Origin of the sequence: Micromonospora sp. CA-246542, from assembly GCF_050942905.1 — a bacterium.
GTDB lineage: Bacteria > Actinomycetota > Actinomycetes > Mycobacteriales > Micromonosporaceae > Micromonospora.
In genome coordinates this window covers 2,312,798-2,331,777 of the sequence record NZ_CP192040.1, presented here as the reverse complement: position 1 = coordinate 2,331,777, position 18,980 = coordinate 2,312,798, and the positions used below count along the sequence as shown (strand labels likewise).

The 18,980-nt window shown below is 71.6% G+C and carries 18 protein-coding genes; 10 read left to right on the top strand and 8 right to left on the bottom strand.

Annotated features, from left to right (window positions below; genetic code table 11):
- The first annotated feature begins 17 nt into the window (after window positions 1-17).
- Entirely contained in the window at window positions 18-653 is a 636-nt protein-coding gene (locus ACQP0N_RS10925) for an alpha-ketoglutarate-dependent dioxygenase AlkB (RefSeq protein WP_433119671.1), read from the top strand.
- 140 nt (window positions 654-793) lie between these two features.
- Here ACQP0N_RS10925 and ACQP0N_RS10920 read toward each other — a convergent pair whose 3' ends face one another.
- Both ACQP0N_RS10920 and ACQP0N_RS10915 read right to left on the bottom strand, forming a co-directional pair.
- On the bottom strand, window positions 794-3,277 hold the full coding sequence (locus ACQP0N_RS10920; RefSeq protein WP_433119669.1) for a DNA gyrase/topoisomerase IV subunit A: 2,484 nt from the start codon (window positions 3,275-3,277) through the stop codon (window positions 794-796).
- A gap of 32 nt (window positions 3,278-3,309) precedes the next feature.
- The gene (locus ACQP0N_RS10915; RefSeq protein ID WP_433119667.1) at window positions 3,310-5,367 is read right to left on the bottom strand and encodes a DNA gyrase/topoisomerase IV subunit B; all 2,058 of its coding nucleotides are present in this window, start codon (window positions 5,365-5,367) and stop codon (window positions 3,310-3,312) included.
- Window positions 5,368-5,612: 245 nt separating this feature from the next.
- Here ACQP0N_RS10915 and ACQP0N_RS10910 point away from each other — a divergent pair, with 245 nt between their 5' ends.
- Together ACQP0N_RS10910 and ACQP0N_RS10905 are read left to right on the top strand one after the other, a co-directional pair.
- Window positions 5,613-6,293 carry a hypothetical protein gene (locus ACQP0N_RS10910; protein WP_433119665.1) on the top strand — a complete coding sequence of 227 codons (681 nt, stop codon included), beginning with the start codon at window positions 5,613-5,615 and terminating at the stop codon, window positions 6,291-6,293.
- 173 nt (window positions 6,294-6,466) lie between these two features.
- Window positions 6,467-7,723: a hypothetical protein gene (locus ACQP0N_RS10905; protein ID WP_355050352.1), complete on the top strand. Its 1,257-nt coding sequence runs from the start codon at window positions 6,467-6,469 to the stop codon at window positions 7,721-7,723.
- A 53-nt stretch (window positions 7,724-7,776) separates the two neighbouring features.
- Here ACQP0N_RS10905 and ACQP0N_RS10900 read toward each other — a convergent pair whose 3' ends face one another.
- Window positions 7,777-7,947, bottom strand: coding sequence for a hypothetical protein (locus tag ACQP0N_RS10900; RefSeq protein WP_355050353.1), 171 nt, complete (start codon window positions 7,945-7,947; stop codon window positions 7,777-7,779).
- 184 nt (window positions 7,948-8,131) lie between these two features.
- Here ACQP0N_RS10900 and ACQP0N_RS10895 point away from each other — a divergent pair, with 184 nt between their 5' ends.
- Both ACQP0N_RS10895 and ACQP0N_RS10890 read left to right on the top strand, forming a co-directional pair.
- Window positions 8,132-8,761: a hypothetical protein gene (locus tag ACQP0N_RS10895; protein ID WP_357120151.1), complete on the top strand. Its 630-nt coding sequence runs from the start codon at window positions 8,132-8,134 to the stop codon at window positions 8,759-8,761.
- 185 nt (window positions 8,762-8,946) lie between these two features.
- Window positions 8,947-9,312 carry a hypothetical protein gene (locus tag ACQP0N_RS10890; protein WP_433119662.1) on the top strand — a complete coding sequence of 122 codons (366 nt, stop codon included), beginning with the start codon at window positions 8,947-8,949 and terminating at the stop codon, window positions 9,310-9,312.
- 37 nt (window positions 9,313-9,349) lie between these two features.
- Here the strand turns inward: ACQP0N_RS10890 and ACQP0N_RS10885 are convergent, their stop codons facing one another.
- Window positions 9,350-10,297, bottom strand: a complete 948-nt coding sequence (locus tag ACQP0N_RS10885) for a DUF72 domain-containing protein (RefSeq protein WP_433119660.1) — start codon at window positions 10,295-10,297, stop codon at window positions 9,350-9,352.
- Window positions 10,298-10,429: 132 nt separating this feature from the next.
- Here ACQP0N_RS10885 and ACQP0N_RS10880 point away from each other — a divergent pair, with 132 nt between their 5' ends.
- Together ACQP0N_RS10880 and ACQP0N_RS10875 are read left to right on the top strand one after the other, a co-directional pair.
- Window positions 10,430-10,933, top strand: a complete 504-nt coding sequence (locus tag ACQP0N_RS10880) for a DinB family protein (protein ID WP_433119658.1) — start codon at window positions 10,430-10,432, stop codon at window positions 10,931-10,933.
- A gap of 103 nt (window positions 10,934-11,036) precedes the next feature.
- Window positions 11,037-11,315: a hypothetical protein gene (locus ACQP0N_RS10875; protein WP_433119656.1), complete on the top strand. Its 279-nt coding sequence runs from the start codon at window positions 11,037-11,039 to the stop codon at window positions 11,313-11,315.
- Here the strand turns inward: ACQP0N_RS10875 and ACQP0N_RS10870 are convergent.
- The 3 genes from ACQP0N_RS10870 to ACQP0N_RS10860 all read right to left on the bottom strand — a co-directional run bounded on the left by ACQP0N_RS10870 (window position 11,284) and on the right by ACQP0N_RS10860 (window position 14,716).
- Window positions 11,284-13,356 carry an amylo-alpha-1,6-glucosidase gene (locus ACQP0N_RS10870; protein ID WP_433119654.1) on the bottom strand — a complete coding sequence of 691 codons (2,073 nt, stop codon included), beginning with the start codon at window positions 13,354-13,356 and terminating at the stop codon, window positions 11,284-11,286. The genes ACQP0N_RS10875 and ACQP0N_RS10870 overlap by 32 nt on opposite strands.
- Window positions 13,353-13,778 carry an SCP2 sterol-binding domain-containing protein gene (locus ACQP0N_RS10865; protein WP_433119653.1) on the bottom strand — a complete coding sequence of 142 codons (426 nt, stop codon included), beginning with the start codon at window positions 13,776-13,778 and terminating at the stop codon, window positions 13,353-13,355. Before ACQP0N_RS10865 ends, ACQP0N_RS10870 begins: the two co-directional genes overlap by 4 nt.
- Before the next feature lie 428 nt (window positions 13,779-14,206).
- Window positions 14,207-14,716 carry a mycothiol transferase gene (locus ACQP0N_RS10860; RefSeq protein ID WP_355050362.1) on the bottom strand — a complete coding sequence of 170 codons (510 nt, stop codon included), beginning with the start codon at window positions 14,714-14,716 and terminating at the stop codon, window positions 14,207-14,209.
- 78 nt (window positions 14,717-14,794) lie between these two features.
- On the opposite strand from ACQP0N_RS10860, the gene ACQP0N_RS10855 reads away from it, so the two are divergent.
- Together ACQP0N_RS10855 and ACQP0N_RS10850 are read left to right on the top strand one after the other, a co-directional pair.
- Entirely contained in the window at window positions 14,795-15,310 is a 516-nt protein-coding gene (locus tag ACQP0N_RS10855; protein WP_433119650.1) for a 2'-5' RNA ligase family protein, read from the top strand.
- Window positions 15,311-15,513: 203 nt separating this feature from the next.
- Entirely contained in the window at window positions 15,514-15,699 is a 186-nt protein-coding gene (locus tag ACQP0N_RS10850) for a hypothetical protein (RefSeq protein WP_433119648.1), read from the top strand.
- 7 nt (window positions 15,700-15,706) lie between these two features.
- Here the strand turns inward: ACQP0N_RS10850 and corA are convergent, their stop codons facing one another.
- A complete protein-coding gene (gene corA, locus ACQP0N_RS10845) occupies window positions 15,707-16,837 on the bottom strand; it encodes a magnesium/cobalt transporter CorA (RefSeq protein ID WP_355050365.1) in 1,131 nt (376 codons plus the stop codon).
- Window positions 16,838-16,971: 134 nt separating this feature from the next.
- Between corA and ACQP0N_RS10840 the strand changes: the two genes are divergently transcribed.
- Entirely contained in the window at window positions 16,972-18,978 is a 2,007-nt protein-coding gene (locus tag ACQP0N_RS10840) for an amino acid transporter (protein WP_433119646.1), read from the top strand.
- Window positions 18,979-18,980 lie beyond the last annotated feature (2 nt).

Genomic DNA, 18,980 nt, shown 5'->3' with positions numbered 1-18,980 from the left:
GCTGCTAGGGTGGCTGCATGGAGGCCGCCTACCAGCCGTCGATGCTCGATCTGACCGACGCGGGGCCGACTCTGGGGCCGCTGCCCGGCCCGATCCGGCGGCACGATCTGACCCGGGGCGCCTGGGTCGACCACCTCCCCGGCTGGGTACGCGGCTCGGACGCCGTCCTCGACACCCTGCTCAACGAGGTGCCGTGGCGGGCGGAGCGGCGGACCATGTACGACAGCGAGGTCGACGTGCCCCGCCTGCTCTGCTGGTACGACGGCGACCGGCAACTGCCGCATCCCGTGCTCACGGCCGCGCGCACGGCCCTGACCCGGCACTACGCACCCGAGCTGGGCGAACCGTTCGTCACCGCCGGTATGTGCCTCTACCGGTCCGGCCGCGACAGCGTCGCCTGGCACGGCGACACCATCGGCCGCTCCGCGCACACGGACACCATCGTCGCGATCGTCTCGTTCGGCTCACCTCGACCGCTGCTGCTACGCCCGCGCGGCGGCGGCGGCGACAGCCTGCGCTTTCCCGTGGGACACGGCGACCTGATCGTCATGGGCGGCTCCTGCCAGCGCACCTGGGAACACGCCATCCCCAAGACCACCCGCCCGGTAGGCCCCAGAGTGAGCGTCCAGTTCCGCCCAATCAACGTCGCCTAACCCGGCCCCCGCCTCCCCCTCCCCACCCTCTCACCGGATTGATCATGAGGTTATTGCCACGACACGCCGATGACGGTGGCAATAACTTCATGATCAACGGGGGGCAGCGGGCCGGGAGGGGCAGGAGGCGGGGGCGGGGGTTAGTCGCGTTCGATCAGGTGGCCTACGACCGTTGGGCCGAGCATCACGGCGAAGCCGCTGCCGTCGCGGCGGGGGTCGGCCGCCGGCAGTTCGACCGGCTCGCCGGTGGCGGTCGCGCCGACCGGGCGCGGTCCCACCCAGGCCACGGCGACGTCCGTCTCACCCTTGAGGAAGCGGTGGGCACGCACGCCGCCGGTCGCCCGGCCCTTCGCCGGGTACGCCTGGAACGGCGTGACCTTGACGGTCGCTCCCGTGGAGGTGACCACCATCGGCTCGCCGTGACCCGGATCGTCGGTGCGTACCGCGCCGAAGAAGACCACGCGCGCCCCGGCCGGCAGGTTGATGCCGGACATGCCACCGCCCTTGAGTCCCTGCGGGCGGACCAGTCCGGCCGCGAAGCGCAGCAACGACGCCTCCGAGGTCACGAACGTCAGCGTCTCGGTGTCGCTGGTCAGCCAGGTCGCCCCGACCACCTCGTCACCGTCCCGCAGGCCGATCACCTCGAACTCGTCGGAACGCACCGGCCACTCCGGGGCGCAGATCTTGACCACGCCCTGCCGGGTGCCCAGCGCCAGCCCGGGTGAGCCGTCGGCAGCGCCGCCGAGTGGGGCCAGACCGACGACGGTCTCCCCCGCCTCCAGCGGCACCAGCTCGGCCGCGGACATGCCGCCGCGCAGCGACACCGTGCCGGCCTGCTCGGGCAGCACCGGCAGCGGCAGTACGTCGATCTTGAAGGCGCGACCCGCGCTCGTGAGCAGCAGCACCCGGCCACGGGCCGTGGAGTGCACGATGGCGCGTACCGTGTCGTGCTTGACCCGGCCGTTGCGCCGACGCCCCTCGGCGCTCTCCTCCGACTCGGCCGCGGTCCGGGCGACCAGCCCGGTCGCCGAGAGGATCACCTGGCACGGGTCGTCCGCTACCTCCAGCGGGCCGGCCGGCACGGACGCCGCCAGCACCTCCTTCAGGTCACCGTCGACGAGCGTCGTACGCCGTTCGGTGCCGAACTGCTTGACCACGGCCGCCAGCTCGTCGGAGACCAGCTTCTTGAGCACCCGCTCGTCGTCGAGGATCGTGGACAGCTCGGCGATCTCGGAGCGCAGCCGCTCCTGCTCGGCCTCCAGCTCGATCCGGTCGAATTTCGTGAGGCGGCGCAGCGGCGTGTCCAGAATGTAGGTGGCCTGGATGTCGGAGAGACCGAACTGGCTCATCAGCCCGTCCTTGGCCGCCTGCGCGTCGTCGCTGCCACGGATCAGACGGACCACCCGGTCGATGTCGAGCAGCGCGATCAGCAGACCGTCGACCAGGTGGAGGCGCTCCTCGCGCTTGCGGCGACGGTAGGAGCTGCGCCGGGTGACGACCTCGTACCGGTGGGCGAGGAAGACCTCCAACAGGGCCTTCAACCCGAGGGTACGGGGCTGACCGTCGACCAGCACGAGATTGTTGACGCCGAAGGACTGCTCCAACGGGGTCAACCGGTACAGGTCGGCGAGGAGCGCCTGCGGATTGACGCCCACCTTGCACTCGACCACCAGGCGGGTGCCGCTCTCCCGGTCGGTGAGGTCCTTGACGTCCGCGATGCCGGTCAGCCGCTTGGTCTTGGTGACCTCGTTGGTGATCGCCGCGATGACCTTCTCCGCGCCGACGCCGTAGGGCAGCTCGACCACGGTGATGGCCTGGCGGCCCCGGCTGCCCTCGATCGGGCCGATCTCCACCTTGCCGCGCATCCGCACCACGCCGCGCCCGGTCTCGTACGCCCGGCGCACCTCGTCGAGGCCGAGCAGCACGCCACCGGTGGGCAGGTCGGGCCCGGGGACGAACTCCATCAGCTTGTCCAGGGTGGCGTCCGGGTGGTTGATCAGCCAGCGGGCCGCCGAGACGACCTCGGCGAGGTTGTGCGGGATCATGTTGGTGGCCATCCCGACCGCGATCCCGGACGCGCCGTTGACCAGCAGGTTGGGAAAGGCAGCCGGCAGCACGGTCGGCTGCGTCAACGACCCGTCGTAGTTGGGCTCGACGTCGACCGTGTCCTCGCCCAGCTCACCGACGAGCAGCATGGCCTCGCGGGACATCCGCGCTTCGGTGTAACGCGAGGCGGCCGGGCCGTCGTCCGGGGAGCCGAAGTTGCCGTGCCCGTCGATGAGTGGCACGTTGAGCGAGAAGTCCTGCGCGAGGCGGACCATGGCGTCGTAGATCGCCGTGTCTCCGTGCGGATGGTACTTTCCCATCGTATCCCCGACAATTCGGGCAGACTTCACGTGCCCTCGGTCGGGGCGGTAGCCCTGCTCGTACATGGACCAGAGGATCCGACGGTGCACCGGCTTGAGGCCGTCACGGGCGTCCGGCAGGGCGCGGGAGTGGATGACCGAGAAGGCGTACTCCAGATAGGAGTCGGAGACCTCGGTGACCAGCGGATTGTCGAAGACCCGCGCGCCGGCCTGGTCGAACGAGGAGAGGTCGACCTTGTTTTCCTTGCGCCGTGCCATGACTCAGCTCTCCACTCGAATGAAACGTCGGCTCATGCGTCGATCGCTTCCCGGTCGACCCGGTCGGCGGAGTCGATCAGCCAGTTGCGGCGCGGCTCGACCTTCTCGCCCATCAGCAGTTCGAGGATGCGCTCGGCGGCGTCCACGTCGTCGAGGGTGATCCGGCGGACCGCCCGGGTGGCCGGGTTCATCGTGGTGTCCCACAACTCGTCGGCGTCCATCTCACCGAGGCCCTTGAAGCGCGGGATGGGCGTGACGATCTGCTTGCCGGCCTTCTCCAGCTTGCGGACCGTCGTCTCCATCTCGGCCTGGGTGTAGGTGTAGACGGTCTGCGGGTTCCGCCCCTTGGTGGTGACCTTGTGCAGGGGCGGCATCGCGGCGTAGAGCCGGCCGGCCTCGATCAACGGCCGCATGTAGCGGGCGAACAGGGTGATCAGCAGCGTACGGATGTGCGCGCCGTCCACGTCGGCGTCGGCCATGATCAGTACGCGGCCGTAGCGCAGCGCGGACAGGTCGAACGTCCGCCCCGAGCCCGCACCGAGCACCTGGACGATCGCCGCGCACTCGGCATTGTCCAGAACCTGCTGGAGGTTGGCCTTCTGCACGTTGAGGATCTTGCCGCGGATCGGCAGCAACGCCTGATATTCCGACGAACGGGCCATTCTGCTCGTGCCGAGGGCGCTGTCCCCCTCCACGATGAACAGCTCGCTGCGGTCGATGCCGGTCGCGCGGCAGTCGACCAGCTTCGGCGGCATGGACGCGCCCTCCAGGGCGGTCTTGCGCCGGGCGGCGTCCTTCTGCTGCTTCTGGGTGAGCCGCACCCGTGCCGCGTCGACGATCTTTTGGAGGACGACGCGCGCCTCGGCCTTGGTGCGGCGGTCCTCCAGCCAGGACTTGATGTGCGCGTCCACCAGGCTCTGGATGACCTTGGTGATGCCGGTGGTGGACAGCTCGTCCTTGGTCTGGGAGGTGAACTGCGGCTCGGGGATCCGCACGTGCACCACGGCGGTCATCCCCTCCAGGACGTCGTCCAGGGTGGGCGGCTCCTCCTTGGCCTTGAGCAGGCCGCGGGTGTTGCGGACGGCGTCGGCGAGGGTGCGCACCAGGGCCCGTTCGAAGCCCTTGCGGTGGGTGCCGCCGTGGGCGTTGCGGATGGTGTTGGTGAAGCACTCGACGGTGCGCTCGTAGCCGGTGCCCCACCGGAACGCCACCTCGACCTCGGCGCGGCGCTGCACGTTGGACTGCATGACGCCGTTGGCGTCGGCGGCGTTCTCCCGGTACGTCCCCTCGCCGTTGACCAGCAGGATGCCGGAGACCGGGCGGTCGCCGGCCGGGGCGAGGAACTCGACCATGTCGCTGAGCCCGTTGGGGTAGTGGAACCGCTCCTCGACGGGCGCCTCACCGGTCAGGTCACGCAGCAGGTACGTCACGCCGGGGACCAGGAACGCGGTGTTGCGCAGCTTCATCCGGACCGCGTCGACGTCCAGCGCCGCGCCGGTCTCGAAGTAGCGCGCGTCGTGCCACCAGCGGATGGAGGTGCCGGTGCGCTGGCCGCGCTTCATCGCCCCGGTCACCTGCAGGCCCGGACCGGCGGTGAAGGGCGCGTCCGGCCCGGCGCCGTCGAAGATCCCGGGTACGCCGTGCCGGAAGGACATCGAGTGCACCTTGCCGGCCCGGCGGACGGTGACGTCGAAACGACGGGACAGCGCGTTGACGGCGGAGGCGCCCACGCCGTGCAGACCGCCGGAGGTCTTGTAGCCGGAGCCGCCGAACTTGCCGCCCGCGTGCAGGCGGGTCAGCACCAACTCGACGCCGGAGATGCCGGACTTGGCGTGCACGTCGGTGGGGATGCCCCGGCCGTCGTCGTCGACCTGGACCGAGCCGTCGGGGTGCAGGATCACCTCGACGTGGCTGGCGTGACCGGCGACGCCCTCGTCGGTGGAGTTGTCGAGGATCTCGTTGACGAGGTGACCCACGCCACGGCTGTCGGTGGAACCGATGTACATGCCGGGACGCTTGCGAACGGCGTCCAGCCCCTCGAGGTGGGTGAGGTCATCGGCCCCGTACAGGGTGTCAGGCTCTGCGGTCAACTGGTCGTACTCCCCGGTCTCGGCGGTGTGGTGCGGCGTCCCAACTGTCGGTCGGCCGGCGCGCGCCGCAGCGAGCCTAGCCCGAGACTGAGACAACTCCCGGAGGACCTACGCGACCCGCCGTGCTCGACCCGACGAACGTGAGCCACCGAACAGCCGCACGGTGAGCAGGGGACCACGCAGAGATACCCACGTCGGTACGATTCCTCACTTGCGGGGACGACGGACGCGGGGAGGCGGTCGGGGTGGACGACACGACACGCGACGCCCTGCGGCACTCGGTCGGTACGCGTGCCCGTCGTTGGCTGCTCGCGGGCACCCTCCTGGCGGGGCTGCTCACCGCCGTGGCGCTCGTCGCGACCGCAGCGCCCGCCGATCGGACGTTCGTCGACCTCTCGGGTGCGGTCCAGAGTCTGATGTCGGTGGCGACGCCACTGTTCGGCATCCTGCTCGTGCACGATCCGCGCCGGGAGTCCGCCGGTGTCGTCCCGCCGGCGCTCGGAGTGCTGCTGCCGGCCGTCGTGATCGGGGTGGCCGGTGTGGTGATCTGCGCCGCGACGCTGGCGCTGGGCCCGGCCGACGGGGCGGCCGACCCGTGGCGGCACGCCGGCACGGTCGCGGTGGGCAGCGTGCTGGTGCAGGTGGTCGCCGGTCTGGTCGGCACCGGGCTCGGTCTGCTGCTGCGCTCGCGGGTGGTCGCGTTCCTCGCCACGATCGTCCTCCCGCTGGGCCTGTTCGGGCTGTTGGAGGCCGTCGGCGCGCTGCGTCCGGCGCAGCCGTGGCTCACCCCGTTCGGCAGCGCCCGCAACCTGCTCTCCGGGGAGATGAGCGTGCTGCGGTGGGCGCAGTGGCTCTGCGTACTCCTGATCTGGGGTGTTGGTCTGAACGCGCTCGGCGCGGCCGTGCGCGGCCGGCGTCACCCCTGACGTAGTCGACGGTCCGGCGTCCATCCCCCATCCACAGTGGGCGCACACCGCTGCGCCGACATCCACGTGTCGATCGTCGAAAGATTCTGTTACGGGCCATTGACGCCCGTTGCACAGGAGTGATCTGATCGCGCTCTCAGAGAATCTTTCATCTTTCGATGGATGGGGGGCCCATGCCCAGGTTCCGCCGTACCGCGCTCGCCGCGGCACTCACGATCGTCACAGCCGCGTTGTCGACCGCCATCGCGCTGCCCGCCCCCGCGACCGCCGCGCTGCCCACCGCCGCCGTGGCGCTCGGCGACAGCTTCATCAGCGGGGAGGGCGCCGGCGCGTACACCCCGGTGGTCGACGCGAACGGGGTCACCCAGGGCTTCCCCGGCTGGACCGCCCCGAACAACAACGCGTTCTTCTGCCACCGGTCGGCCAACGCCTCGCTGAACCAGGCGAACCTGCCGGGCATCCAGAACCGGTTCAACCTGGCCTGCTCCGGCGGCCAGCCGCACGACATCGCGACCGCCTCCCAGGCCCGGACCAACGGTCGTACGGTCTCGGCGCAGCTCGACCAGCTCCGTGCCGTCGCGCAGACCCAGGACATCGACCTGGTACTGATCGGCCTCGGTTCCAACAACAGCTCGTTCACCTTCGGCAGCGTCGCGGAGACCTGCGCCAACCGGTTCATCGCCGACGCCTGGACCGGCTGGTGGGAGTTCTGGGCGTACCTGAACGGGCCGGTGGAGCAGAAGCCGTGCAGCGACGCCGACCTGGCCACCGCCGCGCAGCTCAGCGCCGCGACCGCGGAGACCACCGCCGCCGTACGGCAGATCCTGACCACCCTCGACCAGGTGGACGCGGACGGGCAGCACCGGGTGGTGTTCCAGGACTACACCAACCCGCTGCCGCTCGATCTCAACCCGGCGTTCTACGAGGAGGACGGCCGCGACGACACCCGGGACAAGTTCCGTGACCTCGGCGCCGAGCGGTACGCGGCCGGTTGCCCGATCCACCTGGCCAGCCTCGCCCCCGGGCACCGCTTCTCCCAGGGTCTCGGTGGCATCGTGAAGTCCACCCGGGACACCCTGGCCGCCGAGTTCCCCAACGACGACCTGGTCTACCTGAACGTGCAGCGGGCCTTCGACGGTGCGCGGCTGTGTGAGTCGACGTCCAGCCCGGCCGGCGCGCTGGCCACCCCGATCCGGTTGCAGGACGGCGCGACGGGCACCTTCGTGACCAGCCTCGCTGGTAAGGACAAGATCGCCATTCAGCGGATCGCCAACACCTGCGTCAGCTACTTCCAGACGTGCCAGGAGTCGTGGCACCCCAACGCCACCGGACACCAGGTGCTCGGCCAGTGCCTCGCCGGCGCCGCCGTCACCGCCGCCCGCGCGGTGTCGTGTGTCCGCGCGAGCAACGGGGCGATCTCGGTCTCCTGACCGGTTTCGCCACCGGAGGCCCCGTCATCCGACGGGGCCTCCGTCGTGTCGACTCAGTCCTCCTGCTCCACCGGCGTCCGTTCGCCGTCGCGCTCCACCTCGATCGGCGCGTGGTCCTTGCGCGGCGCGACCTCGGCGGTGGTGCGGTGCGGATCGTTGTCCGGGTGCATGAGCACCGCGTCGGTCTTGGGGGTCTTCTCGCGGACCTCGTCCGGCTGCGACATGCCGTTCCCCTCTCCGTCGGCGTCCGCCTGACCTACCCACCGCCGCGCCGACGACTCCTCGGCGAAGACGGTTCGGCCCCCGAAGCCCGGATGTCCCCGTCGCGCGGATCGACCGGCGGACGACGGGGTTAGCCGTCCGGGCGACGGGTAAGCCGCCTCGCCCGACACGGCGGAAGGGGATCACATGTCCGAACGACACACCGCACTGCGCTCGATGCACGATCTGGGTCTGGCGGCCTGGTTCGGCGGCTCCCTCATGGGTGCCTTCGGCGTCAACGGCGCGGCAGCGAAGATCAACGACTCGACCCAGCGGCTTCCGGTCGCCTCGGCCGGATGGTCCAAGTGGACACCGGTCAACGCGGCCGCGATCGGCGCGCACCTCGCCGGCGCGGTCGGCGAACTGGTCACCGAGAGCCCGCGGGTGGCAGCCCAGCGTGGAGTTGGCCGGGCCAGCGCCATCAAGACGGCGCTGACGATCGGCGCGCTGGCCGTCACCGGCTACAGCCGGTTGGTCGGTATGCGGTTGGAGAAGGCGGGCGGACCGCCGGTGAGCGGCGCCACCGAGCCCAACCACCAGACACCGGCCAGCGTCGCCTCCTCGCAGCGGCAGATGAAGCTGCTCCAGTGGGCGATCCCGGCGCTGACCGGATCGCTGGTCGTGGTCACCGCGTACATGGGTGAGCAGCAGAAGCCCGGTCAGGTGCTGCGGGGCCTGATGAGCCGCGCCGGCGGCATGCGCAGCGCCCCGATGGGCCTGGCGAAGATCGGCATGAGCGTCGGCGGCAAGCGCCAGATGGCGATGGCCGGACGCTGAGCGTCGGGCCGGCCGGGGCCCCGCCGGACCGTCGACGGCGGGACGCCGGCCGGCCCTGCGCCGAACGGCACTTCGGGGTGGGCACGGGTCGCACCGGCACCGGCCCACCCCGCGCCCACGTCCGGTGGACAGGACCGGGAGGGGCAACCCGTCCGTCGACAGGCGGACCGACCGAAGAGGTGGCCATGACGGCACACGAGGGACGCGGCGGTGACCGGCTCGAACCGGAGGCGACCAACCCGTGGGGAACCAGCGACGGCTTCGACGCCGACGCGCCCTGGGGTGCGGGCGACGACTCCCCGATGGACGAGGGCAGCGAGGAGACGGCGGTGCCCGAGGGGCGGCGCGGTGAACGGCGGGCGGGCTTGCCGGACGGGCAGGACGGCCCGGCCGGACGGCACGGCTTCGGCTCGGTCGAGCCCACCCGCACCACGATGGCGGGGCCGGGCGCGCCGCCCGATCCCGCGCCCAGCGGGCGGACGTTCCCCGACGAGGCGGAGGTCACCGAACGGTCCCAGGACGCGCTGCGCAGCCGGGGTCGCCGCTCCTGAGACAGCGACCCCGTGCGTGTGCCCCGACGGCGGCCGGTCAGCCGCGCGACGCCGCGACGGCCGGACCATCGGACGTCCGACGCGGCCCGACGGGCACCGGTGTGTCGCCAAGCATCGTCTCGGCGAGCAGCTGCGCCAGCCGGGTCGCGTCCCGCTGGGCCTGCCCGGCGCAGCAGTTGTTGAACAGGACGTGCAGGTCGTCGACGTCCCCGGCCAATCCGGCCAGCCGTTCCGCCCAGGCGCGTAGCTCCTGCTCGGCGTACGCGTAGCGGAACTTGTCCTGTTTGTCGCCGTCGCGCCACGCGTCGCTGTGGCCGTGGAAACGGACGATCGCCGGCTCGGCCGTACGCGCCAGGATCGGCGGCACCGACGACGGGTGCCCCTGCGGCATGTCCACGCAGACCAGTGAGAGGTCGTGCGCGCGCAGCAGGTCCAGGGTCGCGGTCGTGGCCGCGCCGTCGAACCAGGACCCGTGCCGCAGCTCCACCGCGACGCGCCACGGCCGGCACCGCTGCGCCAGTTCCACGATGCGCCGTTCGGCGGCGGCGCCACGGGCCAGCCAGGGCGGGAACTGCAGAAGGACCGCGCCCAACTTGTCGGCGGCCGCGATCGGGGCCAGCGCCTCCCGGAAGCGGACCCACAGCTCCTCGTACGCCTGCTCGGGCAGGTCACGGCGACGGACCCGGCCGGGGCCGGCGGCCGGCCGCAGGTCGCGCGGCAACGCGGCCACCGGCGTCGGATGCCCGGTGAAGAGGCTGAACGCCTTGACGTCGAAGGTGAAGTCGTCAGGCGTGGCGTCGACCCAGCCCTGTGTCGTCTCCGGGACCGGGACGGCGTAGTAGGAGGTGTCCACCTCGACCAGCGGGAACCGGCCCGCGTAGAAGGCCAGCCGGCCGGCCGGCGTGTTGGCCGAACGGGGATACCAGCCGGAGCGCAGCAGCGACTGGTCCGCCCAGGACGACGTGCCCACCTTGATGACACCCATGTCATTCAGTGGACAGTCCCGCACCCCGATCGGCAACCGCTGACGCCCGATGCCCTCGTCGTGTCCGACCGGGAAGTGTCGGTCCCCGGTCCTAGGCTGCGGGCTGACGGACTTCGAGGAGAGGGCGACACCATGACCAGCACCGCGCAGCTCACCGGGGAACGGGCCGACCTGTTGCAGACGCTGCGCCGGCACCGGGGCTTCCTCCTGCAGACCGTCGACGGTCTGACCGACGAGCAGGCCGCCACCCGCAGCACCGTGAGCGCGCTCTGCCCCGGCGGGCTGATCAAGCACGTCGCGAGCACCGAGGAGCGCTGGATGCTGTTCGCCGCGGGGGGCGCGGAGGAGATGCAGCGGGCCGAGATGGACTGGGTCGGCCAGTTCCAGATGGCGCCGGGCGAGACCCTGGCCGGGCTGGTCGAGCGGTTCCAGGCGGTGGCCGCCCACACCGACGAGCTGATCGCCACCCTCGACCTGGACGCGGCGCACCCGCTGCCGCAGGCGCCCTGGTTCGAGCCGGGCGCGAGTTGGACGGTGCGGCGGGTCCTGCTGCACCTGATCGCCGAGACGTCCCAGCACGCCGGGCACGCCGACATCCTCCGGGAGGCGATCGACGGGACGAAGACCATGGGCTGACCCGTAATCCGGCGGTCACCGGCCCGCGTTCACGTCGTGTTCCTCGATCCTCCGCGCGAGCGGATGTGACATCGCCCGACAGGGCGGCGCTGAGGGACACGAGATGAACGCGGACCGGATGGACGGCGAGACCGCCGAGCTGCTGCTCGGCGGTCTTCCCGTCGACGAGTCGGCCGGCTCGCATCCGGTCGGGCTGCTACTGACGGCGGCCCGCGCCGCTGCCCGGCCCGGCGAGCTGGCCGGTCTGGGCAGCGCCGTCCAGGGCTTCCGCCAGGTCCAGGCGCAACGCCACCCGCCTCCCCCGGCCCAGCGGAAGGCTCCCGTGGAGAAGGACACGACGGCTGCCGATCTCAGGACCGGAACGGGGACGTCTGGGGCCTGACCGGCTGGGTGGAGCGCTCGCCGGCGTACGCGTCGGTGCGGCCCCAGCGCCCGGGAACGCCGAGCAGGTCAACACGGCCGAACCCCGCGGGCAGCGCGGGCCTGACCAGCAGGTCCTCACCGGTCGGCCGCAGACCCAGCAGGGTGCCGAGCAACATCAGCAAGCCGCCCGAGGACCACGACTTCGGGCGTCCGGCCGACGACAACTGGACCGGATACTTCGTCAAGCTCCGTTCGTAGCCGGCGATCAGCTCGGGTACGGCCCCACCGAGCGTCTGGGCCAGGTCGAAGATGCCCTTCGCGATCCGGGCCGCGTGGGCGTCGAACCGGTAGTGCCGCAGCCCGGCGGCGATCAGGGCGTTGTCCGACGGCCACACCGCCCCCAGGTGCGACCCCACCGGGTTGTACGGGCGCTGACCGGCGGCGTACGTCCGCACACCCCAGCCGTTGAAGAGCTGGGGCCCCAGGAGGTGCTCGGCGACCGCCTCGGCCCGATCGTCCGCGACGATCCCGCTCCACAGCAGGTGCCCGATGTTCGACGACAGGGCGTCGACCGGTTCGCCGTACGGGTCCAGCGCCAGCGCGTAGTACTCCCGGTGCGGCAGCCAGAAGTCCCGGTTGAACCGCTCCTTGAGCGCGGCGGCCTCCCGGTCGAGACGGTCGGCGTACTCCGGTTCGCCCCAGAACTCGCGGGCCAGCCGGGCGCCGCGCCGCTTCGCGTCGTACGCGTAACCCTGCAACTCGCAGGTGGCGCGCGGGAACTCGGGCAGCCGTCCCTGCGCGTCGATGATCGCGTCCGAGGAGTCCTTCCAGGACTGGTTGACCGCACCGACCAGCTCGTTGCGGCGCTGGTAGCGCACGTAGCCGTCACCGGTCATGTCGCCGTACTCGTCGATCCAGTCCAGCGCCATCCGGGCCGGCTGGCGCAGCTCGCGGACGAGCTCGGCGTCACCGGACCAGCGCTCGTACTCGTCGATCAGCACGACGAACAACGGGGTGATGTCCGCGGCGGCGTAGTACACCGCGCTCGGTCGCTCACCGAAGACGCTCGACTCGCCGTAGCGGAGCTCGGAGACGATCTTGCCGGGCTCCTCCTCGCGTTCGTCGTCGAGGTGCCCGCCCTGCAACAGGGCCAACATCCGCAGCGTGGCCGGCGTCAACTCCGGGGTGAACGCCAGCGTCTCCAGGCAGGTGATGATGCTGTCCCGCCCCAGGAAGGCCATCGACCACGGGAGGCCGGCGACCGGCACGCGCTCGGCGGTCGACAGTGGCCGGTAGCGCAGCGCGGCCAGGTCGGCGAGGCTCCCCCGGTACATCTCCTCCAGGCCCCCGCGCTCGGCCACCAACCGCGGCGCACGGTCCAGCCAGGCCGCCAGGTCCTCCCGCATCCCGGTGCGGACGGCCCGCTGGTGCGCCTGGAGGCTGGCGCGCATGTCCTGGCCGCCCTCCCCGACGACGGTCAGGACGACGTGCAGGTCGGTCTCCCACCGCCCGTGCGGGGGGATGCGGATCCGGAACGTCATCCCGCCCTCGTCGACGTCGACCGCGGCGGTGCTGCTGACCGTCGTCTCGCGGACGAACCGCTGCCGCTCGTAGCGCAGGGTGAGCCGTCGGCGCGCGGAGTCGACGTCGACCCGTACGTCCCGCCGCCGCAGGTTCCCGATCTCGGTGATGTCGGCGAAGTCGCTGCCCATCTCCATCCGTAGGGTCAGCTCGGCGGGCTCTGGCGAGTGGTTGAGCACGGTGATCTTCTCGTGGAAGCACTCGTGGACCGAGCGGTGCCGGATGATCGACAGGTCGGCGTCGACGTAGTGGCTCGCGGCGCCGGGCACCAGGAAGAACCGGGTCTCGAAGTACGTCATGTCGTCCCGGGAAAGGGCGTTGATCCGCTCCCCGTCGACCGTCAGCACCCAGTGCGAGAGGAAGCGCGTGTCGAACGCGAAGAGCCCGACGGGCGCCTGTGGATCCACCTCGACGTCACCCTGGGCGTCGCTGATGGCGAACACGTTGCCGGCGAGGACGTGCACGAACTCCTGTTTCATGGCCGGCCGTCCGGCCCGCCGGTCGCCGCCCGCCCGGCCGGCGCGCTCCGCCGGGCCAGCGCCGCCCGCCCCAGCTCGCGCGGGTGCCGGGCGCCCCTCGGCCCCGGCAGGACACGCCGCAGCACCAGCAGCAGCCGCATGTCGCCCCGCAGGGTCAGCTCGTTGCGCAGCAGCGCGGTGCCCGGGGGCAGGCCACCGTTGACCAACTCGTCGAAGACCGCACGGTGCGCGCGGACGACCAGGTCCGCGTCGCCGGCCGAGCGGCTGACCCGGATGTGCCGGTCCGCCACGGTCAGGTACCAGTGCTCGGTGTACCCGTCGTCGCACAGGTCCAGCCGGAGCGTCCCGGCCATCGTCTCGGGCAGGTCGAATGGCCGGCCCGCGTCCAGGTGCTCCAGGTAGCTCGTCGCCGTCGTGCCCATCACATCCCCTCCCGCATCCCCGCAGAGTCCCTCCCGCCAGGGTGAGCGGGAGTCACCCGAATCGGGTGAACCCGCGAGCTCCGCCCCCCGCCCCCGCCGGCGCGGGCGCCGGCGCCGGCGCCCGCGCCCGCGCCCGCGCCCGCGCCCGCGATCTTGCACTTTCGGTGGTGACATATCGGTCGAGAGAACACGAATCGACAGCAGAAAGTGCAAGATCGCGAGAGGACTCGGGGGCGGGGGCGGGCGTTGGGTTTGTTGGCACGGGGTCTGGTGGGCAGGCAGCGACGCCAGGACGGCGACAGCAAGGGGGTCGACATGCGGGCGCTGCGGCTGCGGGAGTGGAAGTCGACACCGGAGCTGGTCGAGGTTTCCGAGCCGATGCCAGGCCCGGGCGGTGATCGTGCCGTGAGCCCGGCGGACGCCGTGGGTCAGCCGCGCTCGAGCAGGCCGCGGACGTAGGCGGCCTGGCCGGCATGCTGCGCGTCGTCGTCGGCGATGCTGACCAGCCGCACGCCGAGGCTGACCGGCGGGTCCCACGACTCGTCGACGATGCGGTCCAGGTCCGCCGGGCGCAAGCCGGCGAGAAACGATCGGGTACGCGCCGAGACGGCGCCGAAGTAGTCGATGAGCGCCTGCGCGCTCTCCGGCCGTACCCCCGCGACCTGGGCGGGCGTGTGACCGTAGCCGGTGTCGTGCGGGTCGGCGACGAGGCCGAACCGCCCGGCCCAGTCGCCACCGGTCCAGATCTGCTCGGCGTCGAGCAGGTCGGCGACGTGGTGATCCTGGACGCGGGTCAGGTGCCAGACGAGCCAGCCGATCGAGTTGGCCCCCTCGGCGGGCGCCCAGCGCAGTTGCTCCGGCGTGAGGCCGTCGACCGCCGTGCGGACGAGGTCGGGCAGCCGGTCGTACGTCTCGGTCAGCAGGTCACTCACGTCCACGGGTACGCCTCCTGGTCGGTCTTGGATCACCGTACCGCCGGCCACCGACGGCCGAACCTCGGCCGCTACCGTGATCACGTGGTCGCCGCGCTGGAGCTGTATCTGGACCCGGACGCCACGCGGCGGATCCGGGTGCTGTGGGACGCCCTGGAGGCCGAGGGTGTGCAGAGCATGCGCTCGCTGCTCCAGCAGCGCCACCGCCCGCACGTGTCCCTCGCGGTGGCGCCCCGCTTCGACCCCGAGCAGGTCGCCGAGGCGCTGAGCGGAGCGGTCGTGGCGGCTCCGCTGCGCCTCGACTTCCAGCACGCCGGGCAGTTCGTCGGCCGGGTGCTGTGGCTCGGTCCGACGCCGACGGCGGAACTGCTGGCGCATCACCGGCTGGTGCACGACCGGCTCGCCGCCGCCGGCATCGAACTGGTCGAGCACTACCAGCCGGGGCGCTGGGTGCCGCACTGCACGCTGTCCATGCGGGTGCCGAACACGCTGATGGCCGCCGCGGTGCGCCGCTGTCTGGAGGTGCTGCCGCTGACGGCGACCGTGGTCGGCGCGGCGCTCACCGACCACGCCCGCGACATCGCCCACCCGCTGCGTTGAGCGGGTCCGACCGCGGGGCGAGTTGTCCGGTTTGGCGGGCCTGAGTCGGGAAACCGAAAACAGGGGGTGCGGACGCGGCACATCGTGGGATGGTTCGACGTGGATGCCGTACCGGTGGCGACCCGCGTGCGCGGGCCGCCCGGCCGGGCGCGCGGGGCACGCCGCGTCGCCCGCGACGGCTTCGACGAGGAGAGGCAGGGCCCATGCAGGCTCAGCGCAGGCCACCGCGGAGCGAGCGGAGCCAGACCAAGCACGACCGCACCGGCGGTGGCACGACCGGTGCCGCCACCCCGCTGACCATCTGGGCCGCCGCCGTGCTGCTCGGTCGCATCGGCGCCGGCGACGACGACCTCGAAGACGAGCGCCACATCCTGCGCGGCATCGAGTGAGCGTCGTTCACAGCCAGCCGCGGCGCTTGAATACCAGGTAGAGGGTGCCGCAGACCAGCACCATGAGCAGGAGCGCGAACAGGTAGCCGAAGCGCCAGTTCAACTCGGGCATGTGCACGAAGTTCATCCCGTACACCGTGCCGATCAGGGTGGGGGCGAACAGGATCGCGGCCCACGAGGAGACCTTCTTCAGCTCCTCGTTCTGCGCGTAGCTGGCCGCCGTGAGGCTGCGCATCTCCTCGTTCTGCTGCTGCGACACCAGGGTGGCGTTGACGGTGAGGATGTTTTGCAGCAGGTGCCGGAACCCGTCCACCCGCTCCACCACCTGGGTGAGGTGGTCGATGACGTCACGCAGGTAGCGGCGCAGCTCCTCGTCGGTGCCGTAGCTGCCGGCGCCGGCCGCCAGGGAGTCGAGCATGCCCAGCAGAGGGCGGGCGGCCCGCTGGAACTCGATGACCTCCCGGCTTAGCCCGTAGATGCGCCGGCTGGCGTTCGGGTCACCGCCGAACACCTGGGTCTCGATCTCGTCGATGTCGTTCTCCAACCCGGCGACCACCGGCGCGTACCCGTCGACGACCTGGTCCAGGATCGCGTACAGCACCGCCTCGGGACCCCGGGCGAGCATCGGCGCGTCGGCCTCCATGCGACGTCGTACCGCGGCCAGGTCGGGCGCCTCTCCATGCCGGACCGTGACCACGAAACCGGGCCCGATGAACAGGTGCAGCTCGGAGAACTCCACCTCCTCCCGCAGGTCGTCGTAGCGGGCGGCGCGCAGCACCACGAACAGGGTGTGCCCGTACCGTTCCAGCTTGGGCCGCTGGTGGGCGTTGATCGCGTCCTCCACCGCCAGGTCGTGCAGACGGAACTCGCGCGCCAGCGAGGAGATCTGGTCGATGTCGGGCCGGTACAACCCGATCCAGGCCATCGCGTGCTCCTGCGTCTGCAGGCAGGCGTACGTCTCGGCGAGACCGGCCGGTGAGGCGAACCGGTGTCCCCGGATGTAGACGGCGCTGTCCACCAGACGGCCGGCGGACGGGCTCCCCGGCTGCGCGGGCGGGACAGCACCGACCCGGGCCTCGTGCTCGTCGAGCTGGCGGCCGAAGCCGTCGCCCCGGCGGAAGCGGCGGCCACCAACCACGAGCCCGCTCCCCTCCCGGCGCTGCCCGGCCCGGGGTTCGGGACGGGGGCGCTGCTTCCCCGGTGCTTCCGACCCGAAACCCGAGGCCCGGGGCCGGTGCTCCCGAAGAACGGTTTCCGCACACCGCCGGACGGATGTCGACCACACGGCGGATACTCGCGGTGACCATGGGCGGGACGGGGGTGACGCCGGTGGAGGTGGACAGGCGTGCCGGCCGGCGGACCGACCGGGTACGGCGCTGGCTGCTCGCCGACGAGTCGCAGCAGCCCGTGCCGCAGGGCCCCGGCGGCCGCCCACCCGAGCAGCGGCACCACCCGTGGTGGAAGGTGATGTGCCTGACCGGCGTCGACTACTTCTCGACGCTGGGCTACCAGCCGGGGATCGCGGCGCTGGCCGCCGGGGCGCTCTCCCCGGTGGCGACCCTGGTGCTGGTGCTGGTCACACTGCTGGGCGCGTTGCCCGTCTACCGGCGGGTGGCGGTGGAGAGCCCGCACGGCGAGGGCTCGATCGCAATGCTCGTACGCCTGCTCAGCTACTGGCCGGGCAAGCTGTTCGTGCTGGTGCTGCTGGGTTTCGCGGCCACCGACTTCATCATCACCATCACCCTGTCCGCGGCCGACGCGACCGCCCACCTCGACGAGAACCCGTTCCTGCCCAGCGGCCTCAAGGGTCACGAGGTCGCCGTCACGCTGCTGCTGGTGGCGCTGCTCGGCGCGGTGTTCCTCAAGGGATTCGGCGAGGCCATCGGGATCGCCGTCGTCCTGGTCGCGGTCTACCTGTCGCTGAACGCGGTGGTGATCGCCGACGCGCTGTGGCGGGTGGTGAGTCATCCCAGCGCGGTCGGGGACTGGACGAACGCCCTGACCACCGGACACGGGGATCCCCTGATGGTGGTCGCGCTGTCCCTGCTCGTGTTCCCGAAGCTGGCGCTGGGCCTGTCCGGGTTCGAGACCGGGGTGGCGGTGATGCCGCACATCCGAGGAGACCGCAAGGACTCGGAGGACCGGCCACTGGGGCGTATCCGGGGAGCGCGGCGGCTACTCACCACCGCCGCCGCGACGATGAGCGTCTTCCTGATCACCAGCAGCGTGACCACCACCGTGCTGATCCCGCCCGAGGCCTTCCAGCCGGGCGGGGCCGCCAACGGTCGGGCGTTGGCCTACCTGGCCCACCAGCACCTCGGCGGAGTGTTCGGCACCGTCTACGACCTCTCCACCATCGCGATCCTCTGGTTCGCCGGGGCGTCCGCGATGGCTGGGCTGCTCAACCTCGTACCCCGGTATCTCCCCCGCTACGGCATGGCGCCGACGTGGGCCCGCGCGGTCCGGCCGCTGGTCCTGGTCTTCACCGGCGTGGCGTTCCTGATCACGATCATTTTCTCCGCCAGCGTCGACGCGCAGGGCGGCGCGTACGCCACCGGGGTCCTGGTGTTGATCACCTCGGCGGCGACGGCGGTGACGCTCGCGGCGCGGCGGCGGCGTCAGCGCGGTCGCACGGTCGCGTTCGGGATCATCGCGGTGGTGTTCGTCTACACCACCGTGGCGAACGTGGTGGAGCGTCCCGACGGCGTCAAGATCGCCGCCTGTTTCATCGGCGCGATGATCCTGGTGTCGGCGCTGTCGCGGGTGATGCGGGCGTTCGAGCTGCGGGTCGACCACGTCCAGCTCGACGAGCTGGCGAGCGCGATGATCGGCGAGCGCTCCGGACGCCGCATCCGCCTGGTCGCGCACGAGCCGGAGCGCCGCGACCTCGCGGAGTACCGCGACAAGCTGGCCCAGACCATGGCGGACAACGACTTCCCCGACGACAGCGACGTGATCTTCGTCGAGGTCCGGGTCACCGATCCGTCGGACTTCGAGACGGGGTTGCTGGTCCGCGGCAGCGTGGCGCACGACCGTTTCCCGGTGCTCAGCCTGGCCAGCTCCTCGGTGCCCAACGCGCTGGCCGCGCTGCTGCTGGAGATCCGCGACCGCAGCACGCGCCGCCCCCACATCTACTTCGAGTGGACCGAGGGCGGCCCGGCCCGCAACGTGCTGCGTTACCTGGCGTTCGGGCAGGGCGAGATCGCCTCGGTGACCCGGGAGATCCTGCGCCGTCAGGAGCCGGACCAGACTCGCCGGCCCCACGTGCACGCCGGTTGACC

Coding starts and splice junctions, on each gene's coding strand:
- ACQP0N_RS10925 (WP_433119671.1), top strand. CDS start 18: ATGGAGGCCGCCTACCAGCCGTCGATGCTCGATCTGACCGACGCGGGG.
- ACQP0N_RS10920 (WP_433119669.1), bottom strand. CDS start 3,277: ATGGCACGGCGCAAGGAAAACAAGGTCGACCTCTCCTCGTTCGACCAG.
- ACQP0N_RS10905 (WP_355050352.1), top strand. CDS start 6,467: ATGCCCAGGTTCCGCCGTACCGCGCTCGCCGCGGCACTCACGATCGTC.
- ACQP0N_RS10900 (WP_355050353.1), bottom strand. CDS start 7,947: ATGTCGCAGCCGGACGAGGTCCGCGAGAAGACCCCCAAGACCGACGCG.
- ACQP0N_RS10895 (WP_357120151.1), top strand. CDS start 8,132: ATGTCCGAACGACACACCGCACTGCGCTCGATGCACGATCTGGGTCTG.
- ACQP0N_RS10890 (WP_433119662.1), top strand. CDS start 8,947: ATGACGGCACACGAGGGACGCGGCGGTGACCGGCTCGAACCGGAGGCG.
- ACQP0N_RS10885 (WP_433119660.1), bottom strand. CDS start 10,297: ATGGGTGTCATCAAGGTGGGCACGTCGTCCTGGGCGGACCAGTCGCTG.
- ACQP0N_RS10880 (WP_433119658.1), top strand. CDS start 10,430: ATGACCAGCACCGCGCAGCTCACCGGGGAACGGGCCGACCTGTTGCAG.
- ACQP0N_RS10875 (WP_433119656.1), top strand. CDS start 11,037: ATGAACGCGGACCGGATGGACGGCGAGACCGCCGAGCTGCTGCTCGGC.
- ACQP0N_RS10870 (WP_433119654.1), bottom strand. CDS start 13,356: ATGAAACAGGAGTTCGTGCACGTCCTCGCCGGCAACGTGTTCGCCATC.
- ACQP0N_RS10865 (WP_433119653.1), bottom strand. CDS start 13,778: ATGGGCACGACGGCGACGAGCTACCTGGAGCACCTGGACGCGGGCCGG.
- ACQP0N_RS10850 (WP_433119648.1), top strand. CDS start 15,514: ATGCAGGCTCAGCGCAGGCCACCGCGGAGCGAGCGGAGCCAGACCAAG.
- ACQP0N_RS10840 (WP_433119646.1), top strand. CDS start 16,972: ATGTCGACCACACGGCGGATACTCGCGGTGACCATGGGCGGGACGGGG.